The 16,165-nt window shown below is 68.8% G+C and carries 10 protein-coding genes and 2 pseudogenes; 6 read left to right on the top strand and 6 right to left on the bottom strand.

What is annotated here, in order from left to right; all coding sequences use genetic code 11:
• Positions 1-24: 24 nt before the first annotated feature.
• The gene (locus QFZ67_RS03525) at positions 25-585 is read left to right on the top strand and encodes an isochorismatase family protein (protein ID WP_307659604.1); all 561 of its coding nucleotides are present in this window, start codon (positions 25-27) and stop codon (positions 583-585) included.
• Positions 586-639: 54 nt separating this feature from the next.
• Here the strand turns inward: QFZ67_RS03525 and QFZ67_RS03520 are convergent, their stop codons facing one another.
• Positions 640-1,932, bottom strand: coding sequence for an MFS transporter (locus QFZ67_RS03520; protein ID WP_307659603.1), 1,293 nt, complete (start codon positions 1,930-1,932; stop codon positions 640-642).
• A 902-nt stretch (positions 1,933-2,834) separates the two neighbouring features.
• On the bottom strand, positions 2,835-4,667 hold the full coding sequence (locus QFZ67_RS03515) for a DUF4328 domain-containing protein (protein WP_307659602.1): 1,833 nt from the start codon (positions 4,665-4,667) through the stop codon (positions 2,835-2,837).
• Between the two features lie 349 nt (positions 4,668-5,016).
• Here QFZ67_RS03515 and QFZ67_RS03505 point away from each other — a divergent pair.
• Positions 5,017-5,406, top strand: a pseudogene (locus QFZ67_RS03505) (alpha/beta fold hydrolase); the annotation flags it as partial.
• A 45-nt stretch (positions 5,407-5,451) separates the two neighbouring features.
• On the opposite strand, the gene QFZ67_RS03500 reads toward QFZ67_RS03505, so the two are convergent.
• The 3 genes from QFZ67_RS03500 to QFZ67_RS03490 form a co-directional block, all read right to left on the bottom strand.
• Positions 5,452-6,420 carry a metallophosphoesterase gene (locus tag QFZ67_RS03500; RefSeq protein ID WP_307659601.1) on the bottom strand — a complete coding sequence of 323 codons (969 nt, stop codon included), beginning with the start codon at positions 6,418-6,420 and terminating at the stop codon, positions 5,452-5,454.
• A gap of 596 nt (positions 6,421-7,016) precedes the next feature.
• A complete protein-coding gene (locus QFZ67_RS03495; protein WP_307659600.1) occupies positions 7,017-7,532 on the bottom strand; it encodes a GNAT family N-acetyltransferase in 516 nt (171 codons plus the stop codon).
• A gap of 107 nt (positions 7,533-7,639) precedes the next feature.
• Positions 7,640-8,182, bottom strand: coding sequence for an FAD-binding oxidoreductase (locus QFZ67_RS03490; RefSeq protein ID WP_307659599.1), 543 nt, complete (start codon positions 8,180-8,182; stop codon positions 7,640-7,642).
• Between the two features lie 612 nt (positions 8,183-8,794).
• On the opposite strand from QFZ67_RS03490, the gene QFZ67_RS03485 reads away from it, so the two are divergent.
• The 4 genes and pseudogenes from QFZ67_RS03485 (at position 8,795) to QFZ67_RS03470 (ending at position 13,304) form a co-directional block, all read left to right on the top strand.
• Positions 8,795-9,778 (top strand): aldo/keto reductase, encoded by a 984-nt coding sequence (locus QFZ67_RS03485; protein ID WP_307659598.1) that lies wholly within the window; start codon positions 8,795-8,797, stop codon positions 9,776-9,778.
• Between the two features lie 32 nt (positions 9,779-9,810).
• A pseudogene (locus QFZ67_RS03480) lies at positions 9,811-9,951 on the top strand (transposase); the annotation flags it as partial.
• 216 nt (positions 9,952-10,167) lie between these two features.
• Positions 10,168-11,826, top strand: coding sequence for an FAD-dependent oxidoreductase (locus QFZ67_RS03475; RefSeq protein WP_307659597.1), 1,659 nt, complete (start codon positions 10,168-10,170; stop codon positions 11,824-11,826).
• Positions 11,823-13,304, top strand: coding sequence for an ATP-binding protein (locus tag QFZ67_RS03470; protein WP_307659596.1), 1,482 nt, complete (start codon positions 11,823-11,825; stop codon positions 13,302-13,304). Before QFZ67_RS03475 ends, QFZ67_RS03470 begins: the two co-directional genes overlap by 4 nt.
• 381 nt (positions 13,305-13,685) lie before the next feature.
• Here the strand turns inward: QFZ67_RS03470 and QFZ67_RS03465 are convergent, their stop codons facing one another.
• Entirely contained in the window at positions 13,686-16,118 is a 2,433-nt protein-coding gene (locus QFZ67_RS03465; protein ID WP_373430201.1) for a cation-translocating P-type ATPase, read from the bottom strand.
• Between the last annotated feature and the right edge of the window lie 47 nt (positions 16,119-16,165).

The following is a 16,165-nucleotide window of genomic DNA, read 5'->3' as shown; positions in this document are numbered from 1 at the left end:
CGGTGGCGCCGCTACCGTGAGCCCATGCCACACGCCTCCGCGCTCCTCGTCATCGACATGCAGAACGCCCTGGTGGCCATCGCGCACCGGGCCGGCGAGACTGTCGCCGCGATCACCGGGCTCCGCGAACGAGCCAAAGCCGCGGGTGTACCGGTCGTGACGATCCAGCATCAGGGTGACGGGCTGGAGGCGGGTACCGAGGGCTGGCGGATCGTGCCCGAACTCGCGCCCGGCGCCGACGAGGCGGTCGTCCACAAGACCAGCGCGGACAGCTTCCTCGACACCGATCTCGACAAGACCCTGAAGGTGCTGGGAGTCACCGAGGTGGTCGTCACCGGGTTCGCGACTGAGATCTGCGTGGACACCACGGCACGGCAGGCGCTGAGCCACCGGTACGACCTGGTGCTGGTCGCCGACGGGCACACCACGTCCCACCGGCCCGACACCGGCGAGTACGCCTCGCCGATGCAGTCGATCGCGCATCACAACGAGATCTTCCGGCACATCGACTTCCCCGGGCGGAGCATCCGGGTGCTGCCCGCGTCCGAAGTGGACTTCGCTGCGGCTTGGGAGCCGCGCAAGTAGGCGTCTGTTCATGGGCGGCGGTTCGGGCGTTCGACCCAGAAGAAGCGGTTCGGCTCACGCGCTGCGGGCGCGGGCGGCGAGCAGGGCGGCCAGGGCGCACGGTGCGAGCAGCAGCCCGAAGGCGGCGCCGTAGCCGACGGCGTCGGTCGAGCCGGCGCCCAGGCAGGCGTTGAACAGGGCAGAGGAGACGCCCAACACTGTTATCTGGCCCAGGTTCTGGGTGGTCTGCATCGCGCTGCTGGCATAGCCCTGCCGACCGGGCGGGCTGTGGGTGAGTGACAGGACGGTGAGGGAAGGGGCGTACATACCCATGCCGACGGCCGCGACGACCATGGCCGATGCGGCGGTGTACGCAGGCGTCACAGGAAGCGTCCCGGCGACCGCGAGCGCGATCGCCGCCGCCTGCACCAGTGCACCGGCGACGACCAGGCGGTGGCGGGGGCATTGCTCAAGCAGACGGCCCTGCACCCAGGAGGAGCCGGCCCAGGCCAAGGCGGCACCTGTGAAGGCCAGGCCGATCACCACGGGAGGCGCGTCCCGGTCGGTGACCAGCAGCAGCGGCACGTAGGCCTCCAGCGTGAAGAACACGCCTGAGCCCAGGCCGCGCAGCAGGACCGTGGCCGACAGGCCGCGCGCGGCACGCAAAGTGCCCGGCGGCAGCAGCCGCGGCGCGAACGCCGCCAGCAGGGCGAGCCCGCCCGCCGCGAACAGCAGGTGGCGCCTGTCCCAGCCGGAGACGCCGTACTGCCCCAACGCCGCCCCCAGGCTTACCGCTGTCGCGACCATCAGCGCCGGGCGCGGCGGCCTGTCTCCCGACGGCGCGGGCGCGGCCGCCCAGGCAGGGCCGCGCAGCAGGGCCACCACTACCAGCGCGGGCAGCACGGTGAGGGCGGCCAGACCGAAGAACACCGCGCGCCAGGACCACCACTCGGCCACCAGCCCCGCCAGCGGGGGACCGACCAGCGACGGGACGATCCAGCAGGCACTCATCAACGCCAGAACGCGCGGGCGCAGGCGGTCAGGGTAGGCCTGGCCGATGGCGGTGTTGATCGACACCGCGACCATCCCGGCCGCCAGCCCGTCCAGGAAGCGCCCGGCCGCCAGCTGCCAGATCGACGTGCTGGCGCCCGAGACCAGCAGGGTGACTACCGCCAGCACCATGCCCGCCGCCAGCGGACGCTGCGCCCCGACACGGTCTGCCCAATGACCGCCGAGCACCCCGCCGAGCAGACTCGCGGCCACGAAGCAGCCCGCCACCAGCGGGTAGAGCGACACTCCGTCCAAGTCCCCTGCGGCCGCCGGCAATGTGGGTACCACGGCCAGCGCGGCGAGCCCGGTCAGGAACATCACCGCGGTGAAACAGGATGTAGCGGCAGCGTAGGTTCCGGAGAACAATCCCTCAGGCGTTTCGGATTGCGCCGGCGGGCGATCAGCTGTCGTTGTCCACTCGTCGGAGGCCGGCACGGTCCGTTCTGTGGAAGCAGGCCAGTCACTCGATGAGCGCTCCGGATCATCAGTCACGAGCGCACAAGCTATGCGGAGCACGCGACTGCCTGCCACCCGTTTCCGGACCGCCCCGCGCCCCGGACGCAGAGTTCGAGCTGACTCGCAACGCCCTTTCGACCATGCGCCGGGGTGAAGGCGTAGACACCAGCTCGCGCAGGACCTCGTCGACCGCAGGCAAGCCGACGGCGGTACAGGCGAAGCTGTCATCGGGCGGACGCCCGGCGCAGCCCCCGTTGGAACTCGGTCTCCAACTCGACCTCGACTGGTCGGGTGCGCGATCGACTGCCCCGGCGTGGATGAAAAGGAACTCGCTCCCTGTGAGGGCACTCGCAATGTCGACACCAAGCCTGCGGCCGGGAACAGCACTTGCGGCAGCTTTGTCACTCCCCGCCGGAAGTCCAGCGCTGGGTGGCCGGGCGGGTTGATGAAGAAGCGAGGGTGCTCGCGGCCGGTGTCGAGGTTGTGGACGGATGAGGGACGGCCCGGGGAACTCGTGCGCGGCGCATCCGGCGCATCCAAGCGCATCCGGGCTCGTCGGCTGTGACTCTCGGCTGTCACTCAGACCGGACTCAAGATGCTGGCGGTCTGCTCGGACCGGTGATCAAGCCGGTCCCGGCATGACGGCCGGGGGAGCCGAGGCGACTGGCGATCCGTCGCCCGCCACCACGGCCGCCGCGAGCACATGCACGAGGTCGTTGGGTCGTTGGCCCAGGACCGCGCCCACCAGTTTTGCCCGGGCGCGCTCACCTGTGCGTCGTGTGACTTCCCCCGGCCCCCACGAGGCCACCCGCCGACGGTTGTTGGGCGGCGGCGACGCGGCGCTGCTGCATCGACGTCACCTGCTGCACGACCACGACGGCCAGCACCGTCGACGCCAGGGTCAGTGCGCCTTCGAAGAGGCTGCCCAGGGCGAACAGCCGGGCTTCGTCGAGGTTCTTGGCCTCGTCCCAGGTCTGCCAGGCCTTGGAGACGTACAGCAGGCCGATGCTCCCGGCGAACGACAGCCACCATGCGTGCAGTGCGCTGCGTGAGGGCGCCGGCCGCTGGGGCTGGGTGGCATAGGACGCGGGGGCGGGCGGCGATGTGCTGGCGGTCCAGATGTCGTTGATGACCTGCTTGGGCACCCACAGGTGAGCCACGGGCACGAACCAGGCGGCCAGTGCCCATCCGCGCCCGAGCCTGTGCGCCTGTGGGTCGAACAGTTCGGCGTTGATCCGTACGCGCCGGAACCAAATGAGCCACAGCACGACGGTCGCGAGCAGGATGAGGAACCAGAGCCCCAGGAACGCGTCCGGGGTGCCCTTCCAGCTCCACTGGAGCGATTGGAGCAGGTCGGAAGGATTCGATCCGGTCAGATCCACCGTGCTTTGGATCTCGGCCAGTTCGCCGACGAGCTTTGCGTCGTAGTTGAGGTCGATGACGGACACGAGCATTCCGGCGCCCAGAAGAATGACCAGCGCATTGGACAGGCCCCTGGGCGACTTCAGCACCGGCCCGTCGGCTGCCGGGCGCGGCGGCGGTGTCGCGGGCATGAACACCGGTGGTGGCACCGGTCCGTGGATGCCGGGAGTCGGGTGGGGCGGGAACGGCAACGCGGCCCCGAACTGGCCTGTCGGGGCGTTCGGTATGTGACCGCCGGGCACCACCGTCGGCGGCTGCCCCGCCACGTCGGCGTCCAGCAGCCGTGCCGCGTGGCGCCCCAGGTGCGCGGTCAGCTCGGCAGGGAGCCATGCGCCCGCGTCCTGTTCCCGCACGTACGGCTCGGTGAACTCCCGCAACTGCGCGACCGTCGGCCGGTCCTCGGGGTTCTTGGCCAGACAGGCGGTGATCAGACGGAGGAGGGGGCCCTCGGGGAGCGCCGAGAGGTCCGGATCCTCGTGGGCGATACGGAAGAGCAGTGCGTGGATGCCGCTCTCGACCCCGCCGAACGGCACCCGCCCGGTCATGGCGTACGCGAGGACCGCGCCGAGGCAGAACACGTCGCTCGCCGTGCCGACCCGCTCTCCCCGCACCTGCTCGGGTGACATGAAGCCGGGAGAGCCGATCACCGCACCGGTGCGGGTGGCCGGGGCTTCCGCGACCGGTTCAAGGGCGCGGGCGATTCCGAAGTCGATGACGCGCGGACCGTCGAGGGTGATCAGGACATTGGAGGGCTTGAGGTCACGATGGACGAGTCCCGCACGGTGGATGTCCGCGAGAGCGCCGAGCAGTCCGTTGGCCAGGACGAGCACGGACCGTTCGGGCAGCGGCCCATAGCTGACGTCGGCCACGACGTCCTGGAGCGACGGTCCGGCGATGTAGCCGGTCGCCACCCACGGCGTGGCGGCGTTCGTGTCGGCGTCGAGCACGGGGGCGGTCCACTGGCCACCCACGCGCCGGGCGGCCTCCACCTCCTGCTGGAAGCGCCGCCGGAACTCCGCCTGGCCGGCGAGCTCTCTGTGCACCAGTTTTACCGCGACGGTACGGCCGCCGGCAGACCGTGCCAGATAGACCTGTCCCATGCCTCCGGCACCGAGTCTGCGCAGCAGCCGGTACGCACCGATCGCCTGCGGATCGTCCGGATTCAGGTACTCCATGTGAGGTTGGTCCTCCCCCTGCTGCCATTCGCTCGCGACGCCAGCCAGAAGGATATGTGTGTTCGAGGATCGGGATGCCCACGGGGTTCAGCCCCGGCCGTCAATGGGGAGGTTGACCCGTCGTGTGTCCCCAATCCGAACCAGGTGTGGTCCCCACCTCGAAGCGTTCTTCGGATGCAGGTACTACGCGGCCACGAGACCGGCCGAGGTGATCCACCTCCAGCTTTCGCAGTGCCACGTGCCGAAGACCGGGTGGGGCATGCTCAACCTCTCGGGTGGCGTCGTTACTTCCGGCAAGAAGTGGACTGACCACGGCGAGTGCACGTCCTGCTCGATGACGGCTACGAGCCATGGCTGCTCGACTGGCGGGGCATCTGCGCGCTGCCGTACAACGAGACCGGCCAATACGACGACGTCGCTCTGTACGACGTCCCCCGAGCTGGCCGTGGACGTCCTCGCCCTCCTCGACCACCTCGAGGTCGACCGGTTCGTGCTCGTCGGTCACTCCATGGGCGGGATGATCGCGCAGACCCTCGCCCTCGGCCATCCCGAGCGGATCGAGCGCCTGGTTCTGGTGAACTCGATCAGCCGGATGACCTACAGCCGTGGGAGGGGCCTGCTGATGGCGGCATCGACGCTGTTGCCGTTCAAGGTTCTCAGGGACCCGCCCGCGGAGATCGTGGCCAGTACGGCGAGCCGGCGAGGCTCAGCTGTTCGCCCTCGGCGGGCTGTCGCCGACGCTTGGACCGGTCGGCTGCGTACGTGCCGGGCCGCGGCAGAACCCTCAGAATGCGAACGGCACCCGAGTCCAGGTCAGGACTTGCTCGCTTCCTGGGTGGACGGTCACCTTCAGGTAGTTGGTGCCGTTGCTCGACCCGTCGACGGTGACGCGGGAGAGGTTCGGGGCTGCGGTCCTGATGCCGTAGAAGGAAAGCCATTTGGAGCCGGTGTCCAGCGGCTTGTCGCTGTTGTAGACGTGGCTGTCGCCATTGAAGAGGTACACCGGTCCAGCGAACCTGGCCGACTCCTCCGTGATCGTACGGACGATCGGCTGGAAGGCGTCGTAGTCGGCGAACGCGGGATCCGTGACTGTCGGGTCGAACATGTCGGCCTGAGTGAGCAGGGCGACCGCCTTGTTGTGGTTGCGGCGGGCCTTGTCGAAGGTGTCACGGATCGACTGCACGGCCGCGGCAGTACGTCCCCTGACCTCTGCGGCCTGCTCCGGGGTGGGTGCGGTGTTGCCGGTCCACGGCGCCATGCCATTGTTGCTGCCCACGATGTGCACGGCGTCGAATGCTACGCCGGCTCGCCGGTACGTCACGTTCTCGGGGTAGCCCGTGCCGGCCCCCGAGGCCACGCGGACGCTGTGCTGACCGAGTGTCCAGCCGGGCCGCGGGAAGAACACCTTCCGGATCGCGGCCAGTCGCTCCAGCGGGTTGTACGGTCCGGCGCTCGGCCGGTGGCAGTCGGTCCACTCGTTGTCGCCGGGGGTGTAGACCAACGGATCCTTGAATTTGTCGAACTCCGACCTGATGAGCTGGACGTACTCGTCACTGCAGACGGACGAACCGCTCTTGATGTCACCGAGGTGTCCGACGAGCTGAACGTCGGGGTCGGCGTTGATCTGAGCGACGACCTTCGGAAACTCGGCGACCTGGGCATCGCCGTACGGAATGTCACCGATCACCGCGAAGGTGAAGGGCTGGTCCTCGGGGCCGGCGGACGCAGGCTCGGCCGAAAGAGCCAGGGCCAACGTACTCAAGGCAATTGCCGCCGATGCGGCACGGCGCCACGGTCTCATCGCACATCCTCCTGTGGTCTACGGCCGTCCACTGTCCCGGCATGGCGTGAACTGGCGGCCCGCACCAGGAGAGCGAGGGGTGAACAGCACCCGAGGGACGGCGTCGCGCATCCTGCGAACGGCTGGGCCGTGCCGCCGGACTCGTCATGCCGATCAGCGGGTTCTCGTCGACCGTCTCCCAGACCCCGCCGAGGCCGCGCCGGACGATTTCGCCGAAGTAGGTGCCGAGTGCGAACAGCCGTGGGCCCAGATCTGTTGCGAGGAGCCCGTCGGCCACCGCCACTCCGTGGTCGCTGTGCTCGTCCATGAATCGCTCGATGTCCCGCAGGCTTTCCGGCGTGAAGTCCGCCTGATATCCGTCGCTGTTGAGAGCGCGGGCGCCCGCTCGGCCTCGGTACGGCATCCCACCCTGGAGGCGTGTCCGGAGGCGGGCGGGCCGGAGCCGGAGTTGGAGCGCAGCCTAGGATCTCGGGTAGGCAAATTGTTGCCGAGTCGGCCACCGAGGCTGCCCATGTGGAGGCCCGGCTCGAACCGGTGCCCGGTCTCTGCTACAGCGGGATGTGGATGTCGAGGACGGGCCCTGTCGCGCGAGTGGGCGGCGCGTCCAGACTCTCCAGGACGTGGAGCATTGGTGTATTGACCGCGACGACCGACGCGGTCAGGGTGTGGTGGCCGGCCCGGCGGGCCACATCGGCCGCGTGTGAGGCCAGCGCAGTGCCCAGGCCCTTGGACTGCCAGGCGTCCTCGATCAGCACGGCAAGTTCGCCGACCCCTTGCTGATCGGTGCGCATGACGTTGGTCATGGCGATAATGCGGTCCGTGTTCCGGGCGGTGGTGGTGACCAAGGTGGTGCCGCGCTCCGGGTCGGACAGCATCTTCCATCCGGCCCGAGACAGCTCGGGTTTGCCCGCGTGATAGCGCAGGGCGCGACTGCCCGGCGAGCAACGGTGGTGCAGCGCCTGGATGGGTCCGAGGTCAGCGTGGGCCAGCTCCCGAGTCCGGGTGGCAGTGCCGTCGGTCAGCGTGATCCGGTGTGCGCTACTTCGAGGCCCGGCGTCGGGCATTTGGCGGTCTCCTCAGATTGCGAGCAGGACTGATGTGCGCGGAGCCCCTGCGGGGCGCGTGGCCGTCTCTGGCACAGGAGAAGTCTCTTGCCGCTCCCCCGGCCGACTCAAGGAGGGTTCAGGCCACATCGATCACGGTATGCGCATCCCTGATCACGGAACGGAGTTGAGCGGAATCCCTGGCCCGCCGGTGACTGCATTGCGACGTAGGGCATCGGGCCCATGATGTCGGCGATCGGGGTACCAAGCGGGCGCGGTGGCCGGACCGCCGCTTCCCCGGCCTCGATGGCGCTGGCGTACATGCTGGCGATGACGACGATCCGGGTACCGTGCACGTCTTCGGGCAGGAAGGGCAGGGGAGGCGCCGTTGTCAGGTTGACCAGCGTCGTCGGCTCGTCGGGCATCTCGGCGGTCAGGTCACGCCACTTGGCGATCACCTGCCGTGCTTCGGCGAGGGGGTAGACGATCAGGCCCGCGGGCACGTGTGGGCCCACCGGGTGCAGCTGGTACTCGAAGGACGTGACGACACCGAAGTTGCCGCCACCGCCGCGGAGCGCACAGAGCAGGTCAGGGTTCTCGTCCGTACTGGCGTGCACGAGCCGGCCATCTGCTGTGACGACGTCGGCTGCGACCAGGTTGTCGCTGCTCAAGCCATGACGGCGGACCAGCCAGCCCACTGTGATCTCTCCTGCAGCAGCCGGATCCAGATGTCGAGCTCAAACAGCGGACGGGGGCCTGGGGCCAGGCGATTGCGGGCCAGGTCCTGGGCAGTGAAGTGAATGCGCAGTGCCACACTGTGATTCTTTTGCAGTGGCCTCCCTTCGGGCCAAACCGAAACGAGTCGACGCGGCCATGCCGGTAGTCCAGCCTGAAGTGGCAATCCAGCACGCCAGACCAAAGTCATACACACGGCCACCACACCAGCGAGGCCGCGACCGGAACGGGGGTCCGGTCGCGGCCTCGCGCCGGACGGGCGACCCGCAACACCCTCCGAACGCGTCGTTCTCGCCCGGAGTAGGTGGGTGGGCAGGCGCTGCTGAGGGCTGACAGCCGCAGGGTCGACTGCATCGGGATGCTGTGTCAGTCGTATTCCCCTGGGTTCAGGACGTATGGCCGGTCAGCACCCGGAGCGCTGCGCCCCGCGTAGGACGCCTTGCCGTGGCTGTCGGATGGATGTACTGCCCTGGCCGCATGGTCGTCAAAGCCGCACCGCATGGTTGGGTGGTACTGCACGCCGTCGATCTCGGAGGAGGACACCTCGCATGCCCCTTCAACGCCTGAATACGAGCGCCTCGCCGATCGCTCGCTTCGGGTTGGGCCTGGCCGCGGTTGGGCGCCCCGGCTACATCAACGTGGGCCGGAAAGCCGACCTGCCCGCAGACCGCTCGGTCGACACGATGCGGGCGCGTGCTCACCAGTTGCTGGACACCGCCTACGACAGGGGCGTGAGGTACATCGACGCTGCCCGCTCCTACGGCCGGGCCGAGGAGTTTCTGGCCACCTGGCTGCGGACGCGCCCCGATGCACGCGACGTGGTGATTGGCAGCAAGTGGGGCTACACCTACACCGCCGACTGGCGCACCGACGCCGAGGTGCACGAGGTGAAGGAGCACAGCACGTCCGCGTACGACCGGCAGCTCGCCGAGACGCGCGCGCTGCTCGGAAGTCGGCTCGACCTCTACCAGATCCACTCGGTGACCCAGGACAGCCCGGCGCTGACCGATCGTGCGCTGCACGACCGACTTGCCACGCTTGCCGCCGAAGGCGTGACGATCGGACTGTCGACCAGCGGACCGGGCCAGGCGGAAGCTATCCGCGCAGCGCTGGCGGTCACGGTAGCCGGAGAGCCGCTGTTCGGCAGCGTGCAGGCCACGTACAACGTACTGGAGCCGTCAGCGGGTGAAGCCCTGGCCGAGGCGCATGCCGCCGGGCGGACGGTGATTGTCAAGGAAGCGATGGCCAACGGTCGACTGGCTGATCGCCACGCCATTGGCCCGGACACGGCTGTGCTGCGCGAGATCGCGCAGGAGACAGGCGCCTCCTGCGACGCCGTTGCGCTCGCCATGGTCACCTCACGACCCTGGGTGAACGTCGTGCTGTCGGGAGCGGCCACGGTCGATCAACTCACAAGCAACCTCACGGCGGCTGACCTGCGCCTCAGGGCCGATCAGCTTGAACGGCTCGCCGCGCTGACTCAGCCCGCCGATGGCTACTGGGCACACAGATCGCGGTTGGTCTGGGCCTAGGTCCGTAAAGTCGGTCGCTCGTTGTCCCGTTCGTGGTGCGCTGTCATGAAGTGACTGACCAGGCTTGGGCCGTGATCGAGCCGTTGTTGGTTCCGCCCAGGATGGGGCGTCCCGTCCGGGACCGGTGGCAGGTCGTCAACGGGATTCTGTGGAAGCTGTCGACCGGTGCGGCCTTGTACCGGGGCGGGGTAAGGGGCCCACGAGCTCCTTGAAACGGCACGCTCGCAGTTTCTGGACAGACAGGCACGCGGTCCGTCAGAAGACGTGGTCGGCGCACAGTCGACACCAGTGAGAGGTTCGTCCCCGTCGGCAGCCTGGTCGGAGGCAGCCCCACAGGCCGCTTCGGTGCCTCATCGCGTGCGTGCTCGGTGGAGAGCAAGATGGAAGGCATGGCGAAGCCGACGATCCTGACCGTCGATGACGATCCGGGCGTGTCCCGAGCCATCGCCCGCGACCTGCGGCGCCGGTACGGCGACCGGTATCGGGTGCTCCGCGCGCCTTCCGGTGCAGAAGCTCTGGAGGCGCTGCGGGAGGTCAAGCTGCGGGGCGAGCCGCTTGCCGTGATGATCGCCGACTACCGCATGCCGACGATGAACGGAGTGCAGTTCCTCGAGGAGGCCATGGACCTCTTCCCCCTGGCCAGGCGTGTGCTGCTGACCGCCTACGCCGACACGGGCGCGGCCATCGAGGCCATCAACCTCGTCGACCTCGATCACTACCTGCTCAAGCCCTGGAGTCCGCCCGAGGAGAACCTCTACCCGGTCCTGGACGGGCTGCTGGAGCTGTGGGCGGCAGCGCCCCATGAGGAAGCCGGCGAGACGCGGATTGTGGGACACCGTTGGTCGGCACCGTCCTTCGCCGTAAGGGAGTTCCTCGCCCGCAACCTCGTCCCCTATCGCTGGCTCGCCGCGGACGAGCCCGAGGGGATGAGGCTGCTGGACGCGGCCGGGCTCACCGCGGGCGACGTGCCGCTGGTGATCACTGCCGACGGCGAGACACTGCAGGCGCCGAGCGAACCCGAACTCGCCGCGCACGTGGGGCTGACCACCACCCCCGCCGCCGCCTTCTATGACGTCGTCGTGATCGGTGCGGGCCCCGCCGGGCTCGGCGCCGCCGTCTACGCGGCTTCCGAGGGACTGCGCACTGTACTGGTGGAACGCAGCGCGACGGGTGGGCAGGCCGGCCAGAGCAGCCGGATCGAGAACTATCTCGGGTTTCCCGATGGAGTGTCGGGGGCCCAGCTGGCGGACCGTGCCCGCCGCCAGGCCATGCGCTTCGGCGCCGAGATCCTCACCGCACGTGAGGTGGTGTCCCTGGAAGCCGCGGGAGCGGGGCGCGTACTGCGGTTCAGCGACGGGACATCGATCGGCGCCCACACCGTCGTGCTGGCCACCGGGGTTTCCTACCGGCGGCTGGACGGTCCGGGACTGGAGGAGTTCACCGGGGCGGGCGTCTACTACGGCGCCGCTTCCTTCGAGGCGGCCAGTTGCCAGGACCAGGACGTCTACATCGTGGGCGGAGCGAACTCCGCGGGCCAGGCCGCGGTGTACTTCTCCCGCTACGCGAAGCAGGTCCATCTCCTGATCCGGGGATCCGGCCTGACCCAGTCCATGTCCCACTACCTGGTGCAGCAGCTCGAGGCCCTCGCTAACATCGAGATCCACTCGCACACCGAAGTTGCGGGCAGCGAGGGCGAAAAGCACCTGCAACGCCTGATCCTGCGTGACAACAGGACGGACGCCCTCACCACGGTCCACGCGTCGTACCTGTTCGTCTTCATCGGAGCCGAACCGCCCACACAATGGCTGGACGGCGTCATCTGCCGCGACGCGCGGGGATTCGTCCTGACCGGCCCCGACCTGCTGTCCGGTGGGGCCCGTCCCGCCGGGTGGCCGCTGTCCCGGGATCCGTACCACCTCGAAACCAGCGTGCCCGGCGTTTTCGCCGCCGGAGACGTACGCGCCGAGTCGGTCAAACGTGTGGCCTCCGCCGTGGGGGAGGGTGCCATGGCCGTCTCCTTGGTACACCGCTACCTGGAGGCGCAATGAACGCTCAGAGCGAGCGCACCACGCTCACCCCCGCCGAGCTGCGCGGGTTGTTTCTCTTCGAATCCCTCGACAGCACGCAGCTGGAATGGCTTGCTGAGCGTGGCCGGGTCGAGACCCGGCAGGGCGGAGCTCCTGTGTACTCCGAGGGCGAGCCCGCGACCTGCTTTTTCGTACTGCTCGGCGGCACCGTGGCCGTCCTGCGCCGCCTTCACGGCGACGACATCGAAGTCAGCCGCACGGACCAGATCGGCGTCTACGCCGGGGCCACACAGGCCTATCTAGGAGACCGGGTGGACCAGGCCTACCCCAACACGCTGCGAGCCATCACCGACGTCGAGCTGTTCGTCCTGCCCGCGGACGAGTTCGCCCAGGCCATCCGCACGTGGTTCCCCATGGCCCTCCACCTGCTCGAGGGCCTCTTCTTCGGCACCCGCGCCACCAACACCATCCTCGCCGAACGAGAGCGATTGGTGGCGCTCGGCTCCCTCGCCGCGGGCCTCACCCACGAACTCAACAACCCCGCGGCAGCGGCCGTACGCGCCACCGACTCCTTGCGCAGCCGGGTGACAGGAATGCGCCACAAGCTCGCCCTCCTCGCCGACGGCCGCCTCGACGGCAGCCAGCTGCACCAACTGGTCGCCATGCAGGACGCGGCCATCACACGCGCCAGCGCCGACCGTACGCTCTCGGCCATCGAGGCGTCCGACGCCGAGGACGAACTCGCCGACTGGCTCGAGGACCACGGCATCCGCCAGGGCTGGGACATCGCGCCCACGCTCGTCGCCGGCGGCATCGACGCGACATGGCTGTCCGAGGCCACTGCTGCGTTGGGGGAGGAGCATCAGGAATCGGCAGTGCGCTGGCTCGCCTACACCATCGACACCGAGCTGCTGATGGGCGAGATCGAGGACGCGGTCACCCGAATCTCGGGCCTCGTCGACGCGGCACGCCAGTACTCGCAGCTCGACCGCGCCGCCCAGCAGCCGGTCGACGTCCACGAACTCCTCGACGCCACGCTGGTGATGCTGCAGGCCAAGATCCCGTCCGGCGTGAACGTGGTGAAGCATTACGACCGCGGCCTGCCGCCGATTCCGGCGTACGGTGCGGAGCTCAACCAGGTGTGGACGAACCTCATCGACAACGCGCTCGGAGCGATGGACGGAACCGGAACCCTCACCCTCACTTCCCGGCGCGAGGGTGACCGCATCGTTGTCGAGGTGCACGACACCGGACACGGCATCCCGCCCGAAATCCGCCCGCGGATCTTCGAACCGTTCTTCACGACCAAACCGGTCGGCGAGGGAACCGGCCTGGGGCTCGACATCTCCTACCGGATCGTGGTCAACAAGCACCACGGCGACATCAGAGCGTACTCACAGCCCGGTGACACGAGGTTCGAGGTCTGCCTGCCCATCACGCCACCGCTCGAAGAGCCGGACGCGTCCGTCGGCCCTGGCCGAGCGAACGGAGTGAACTGACCGCCGGGCTGACGCACGGAGCGGCAGCCGTTCGACGTACGGTGGCGCCCCGGAGACGATCCATCGGCCGGGCAGGTCCAGCAAGCGCCGCTCGACCCCGGCGCTCTCAACGCGGATCGCGACGTTGTTGTGTGTTGCGCGGTGGAGTGCCCGGACGTGGAGATCGTGTACCAGTGCGTGTCCTGTCGGTGATCGCCGTCCAGTCGTACGAGATCCCGTGGCCTCGGACCTTACGTACGGCCCGAGGCCACCGGGGTGTGACGACGGCTTCTATTGCGACGGAGCCACCCGGACGCCGCCAAGGAGAAGGGCGATGAAGCGGGCCACGTCGGTCCAGCGGTCGAAGTACTCGAGACCCGGGACGTCCACCGGCGTTCTGTCTCACGGTGCGGCAGGTGTCTGGTCGGCAGTCCTCACCAACCAGCTCTCGGTGCGCGCTGCGCCGAAGCTGATGAGGCCGGCAGCCGCGGCGAGTGCGATACCGGTCCACGATGGCGATGAGGTGTCCAACAGGTCTGCCAGGAAGGGTACGTAGAGTGCGGCAGCGCCCAGCCCCGCCGCAGTCAGCACAGCTGCGGGCAGAAACAGATTTTGGCGCGTGAACAGTCGCTCCCGCAGCCCCAGAGCGACGCCGAGCTGGGCGGCCAGCAGGGCGATGAACAGGACGGTCTGCCACGGGCCGCCGGAGTGCCGGACCCAGAGGCTGGCAGCGAGGCTTGCTGCCGTGACCAGGACCGACAGCCGCAGTACCCGCTGCCAGAGCCCGTCGCCGAGTACGTGCTGCTGCGGCGGGCGCGGCGCGCGTCGCATGGCGTGGGGTGAGACCGGTTCGGCGCCCATGGCGACCCCTGTCAGACCATGAGTGAGCAGGTTGATCCACAGAATCTGACCTGCTCGCAGAGGCAATGCGAGTCCGAGCATCGGGCCAATGAGCATAACGAGGATTTCCGCGGCACCGCCGGCCAGCGCATAGACCAGGAACCGGCGGATGTTGGCGTAGACACGGCGGCCCTCTTCCACAGCCGAGATCACCGAGGTCAGTTCATCGTCGGCGAGGACCAGATCGGCAGCCTGGCGGGCAACTTCGGTTCCCCGGCGGCCCATCGCCACGCCGATGTCCGCCTGCCGCAGGGCGGGGCCGTCGTTGACGCCGTCGCCGGTCATCGCGGTGACCTCTCCGCGGGCGCGCCACGCTTGGATGATGTCCAGTTTCTGTTGAGGCGTGGTACGAGCGAAAACCCTGACCCGGGTGGGGTCCGGGATCTGTCCGGCGGCCAGCTCTTTGCCGGTGGCCACGCGGCTCGGCATGGTGGCGTCAGCTCGCGTGAGGATACCGACCCTTTCCGCGGTCGCACGGGCAGTCTCTGGGTGGTCTCCAGTGATGAGAACCGGGGTGATCCCGGCACGGCGGCAGGCTTGCACGGTTGCAGTGGCTGCCTCTTTGGGCGGGTCGCTGATGGCTGCCAGTCCCAGCAGCCGCAAGCCGCTTTCCGACTCCTCGACCGGGACAGGAATACAGGTGGACGAACCTGACGCTATGGCCAGGACGCGGTAGCCCTCGGCGGACAGGGCGGCGGCCTCCTTGCGCGCATGCTCCAGTGACGCGGGACTTTCGTTCAGAAGCGCGGCGTCCAGCACCATTTCAGGTGCGCCCTTGAGGTAGATCTCGATCGTTCCCGAGGGCGTGCGGTGGATGGTGGTCATACGTTTGCGGAGGCTGTCGAACGGCACCTCGTCGACGCGGGGATGAGTTCGCACCAACTCGTCGGGTGTGCAGCCCACTTTGGCGGCGGCGGTCAGCAGGGCGGCCTCGGTTGGATCGCCGAGCGGGGTCCATTGCGCGTCTGCTTCCCCGGGCGGAATCAGCGACGCGTCGTTGCACAACGCCGCTGCGATGAGCACTTCTCGTACGGCATCCCTGGTGCCGGGTTCTGGATGCCGGCCGGTCGTGAGAATTTCACCAACGGGTTCGTACCCCGCACCCGTCAGGGTCACCGTGCCATGGGCGGCGGTCCACACGCGTTCGACGACCATGCGGCCTTCGGTGAGGGTGCCCGTCTTGTCCGTGGCCAGTACGGTGACCGATCCGAGGGTCTCCACTGCGGACAGGCGGCGAACCACGGCGTTGCGGGCGGCCATCCGCCGCGCGCCCAGCGCCAGGCCGAGCGTGACGACAGCCGGCAGTGACTCCGGGACGGCAGCCACGACGAGGCTGATGACCGTTACCGCCATCGTCTCCAAGGACTGGCCGCGCGCCAGTCCCAGGACGAGCACGAGGAGGCACAGTCCTACAGCGACCAGGGCCAGTACCCGGCCGAGCCCGGCCAGGCGCTTTTGGAGCGGGGTCTGTTGCTGTCGGGGATGCAGCGAGGCGGCGATCATACCGAGGGCGCTGCGCGGCCCGGTGGCGGTGACGGTGGCGACAGCGCGGCCACGCAGTACGACTGTTCCCGCCTGCAGTTGTCCCGCGTGCGGATCCGTTCCTTGGACGTCCTTGTCGACCGGTACGGATTCGCCGGTCAGCGCCGACTCGTCGATCAGAAGGGCAGCGGCCTGCGTGAGCGCGGCGTCAGCGGGGACGATGTCGCCCTCACCGAGTACCAGCACGTCGCCCGGGACGACGGCTGACGAGGTCACCTCCTGTTCCGTCCCGCCGCGCAGTACTCGTGCGGCAGACGCGGTCATGGCGGAAAGGGCAGCGACCGCATTGTCGGCGCGCACCTCCTGCACCACCCCGACAGTGGTGTTGAAGAGCACGACCACACAGATGACGACTGCGTCGGCGTAGTCCCCGGTCGCCACGGTCAGTGCCACGGCCGCCAGTAGCACGATGATCAGCGGGTCACGAAGCTGAGCGAAGA

Origin of the sequence: Streptomyces sp. V1I1 (assembly GCF_030817355.1) — a bacterium.
GTDB lineage: Bacteria > Actinomycetota > Actinomycetes > Streptomycetales > Streptomycetaceae > Streptomyces.
The sequence above is the reverse complement of the archived record's forward strand: the minus strand, read 5'-3'. Positions and strand labels throughout refer to the sequence as shown.

Coding starts and splice junctions, on each gene's coding strand:
- QFZ67_RS03525 (WP_307659604.1), top strand. CDS start 25: ATGCCACACGCCTCCGCGCTCCTCGTCATCGACATGCAGAACGCCCTG.
- QFZ67_RS03520 (WP_307659603.1), bottom strand. CDS start 1,932: ATGTTCCTGACCGGGCTCGCCGCGCTGGCCGTGGTACCCACATTGCCG.
- QFZ67_RS03515 (WP_307659602.1), bottom strand. CDS start 4,667: ATGGAGTACCTGAATCCGGACGATCCGCAGGCGATCGGTGCGTACCGG.
- QFZ67_RS03495 (WP_307659600.1), bottom strand. CDS start 7,532: ATGCCCGACGCCGGGCCTCGAAGTAGCGCACACCGGATCACGCTGACC.
- QFZ67_RS03485 (WP_307659598.1), top strand. CDS start 8,795: ATGCCCCTTCAACGCCTGAATACGAGCGCCTCGCCGATCGCTCGCTTC.
- QFZ67_RS03475 (WP_307659597.1), top strand. CDS start 10,168: ATGGCGAAGCCGACGATCCTGACCGTCGATGACGATCCGGGCGTGTCC.
- QFZ67_RS03470 (WP_307659596.1), top strand. CDS start 11,823: ATGAACGCTCAGAGCGAGCGCACCACGCTCACCCCCGCCGAGCTGCGC.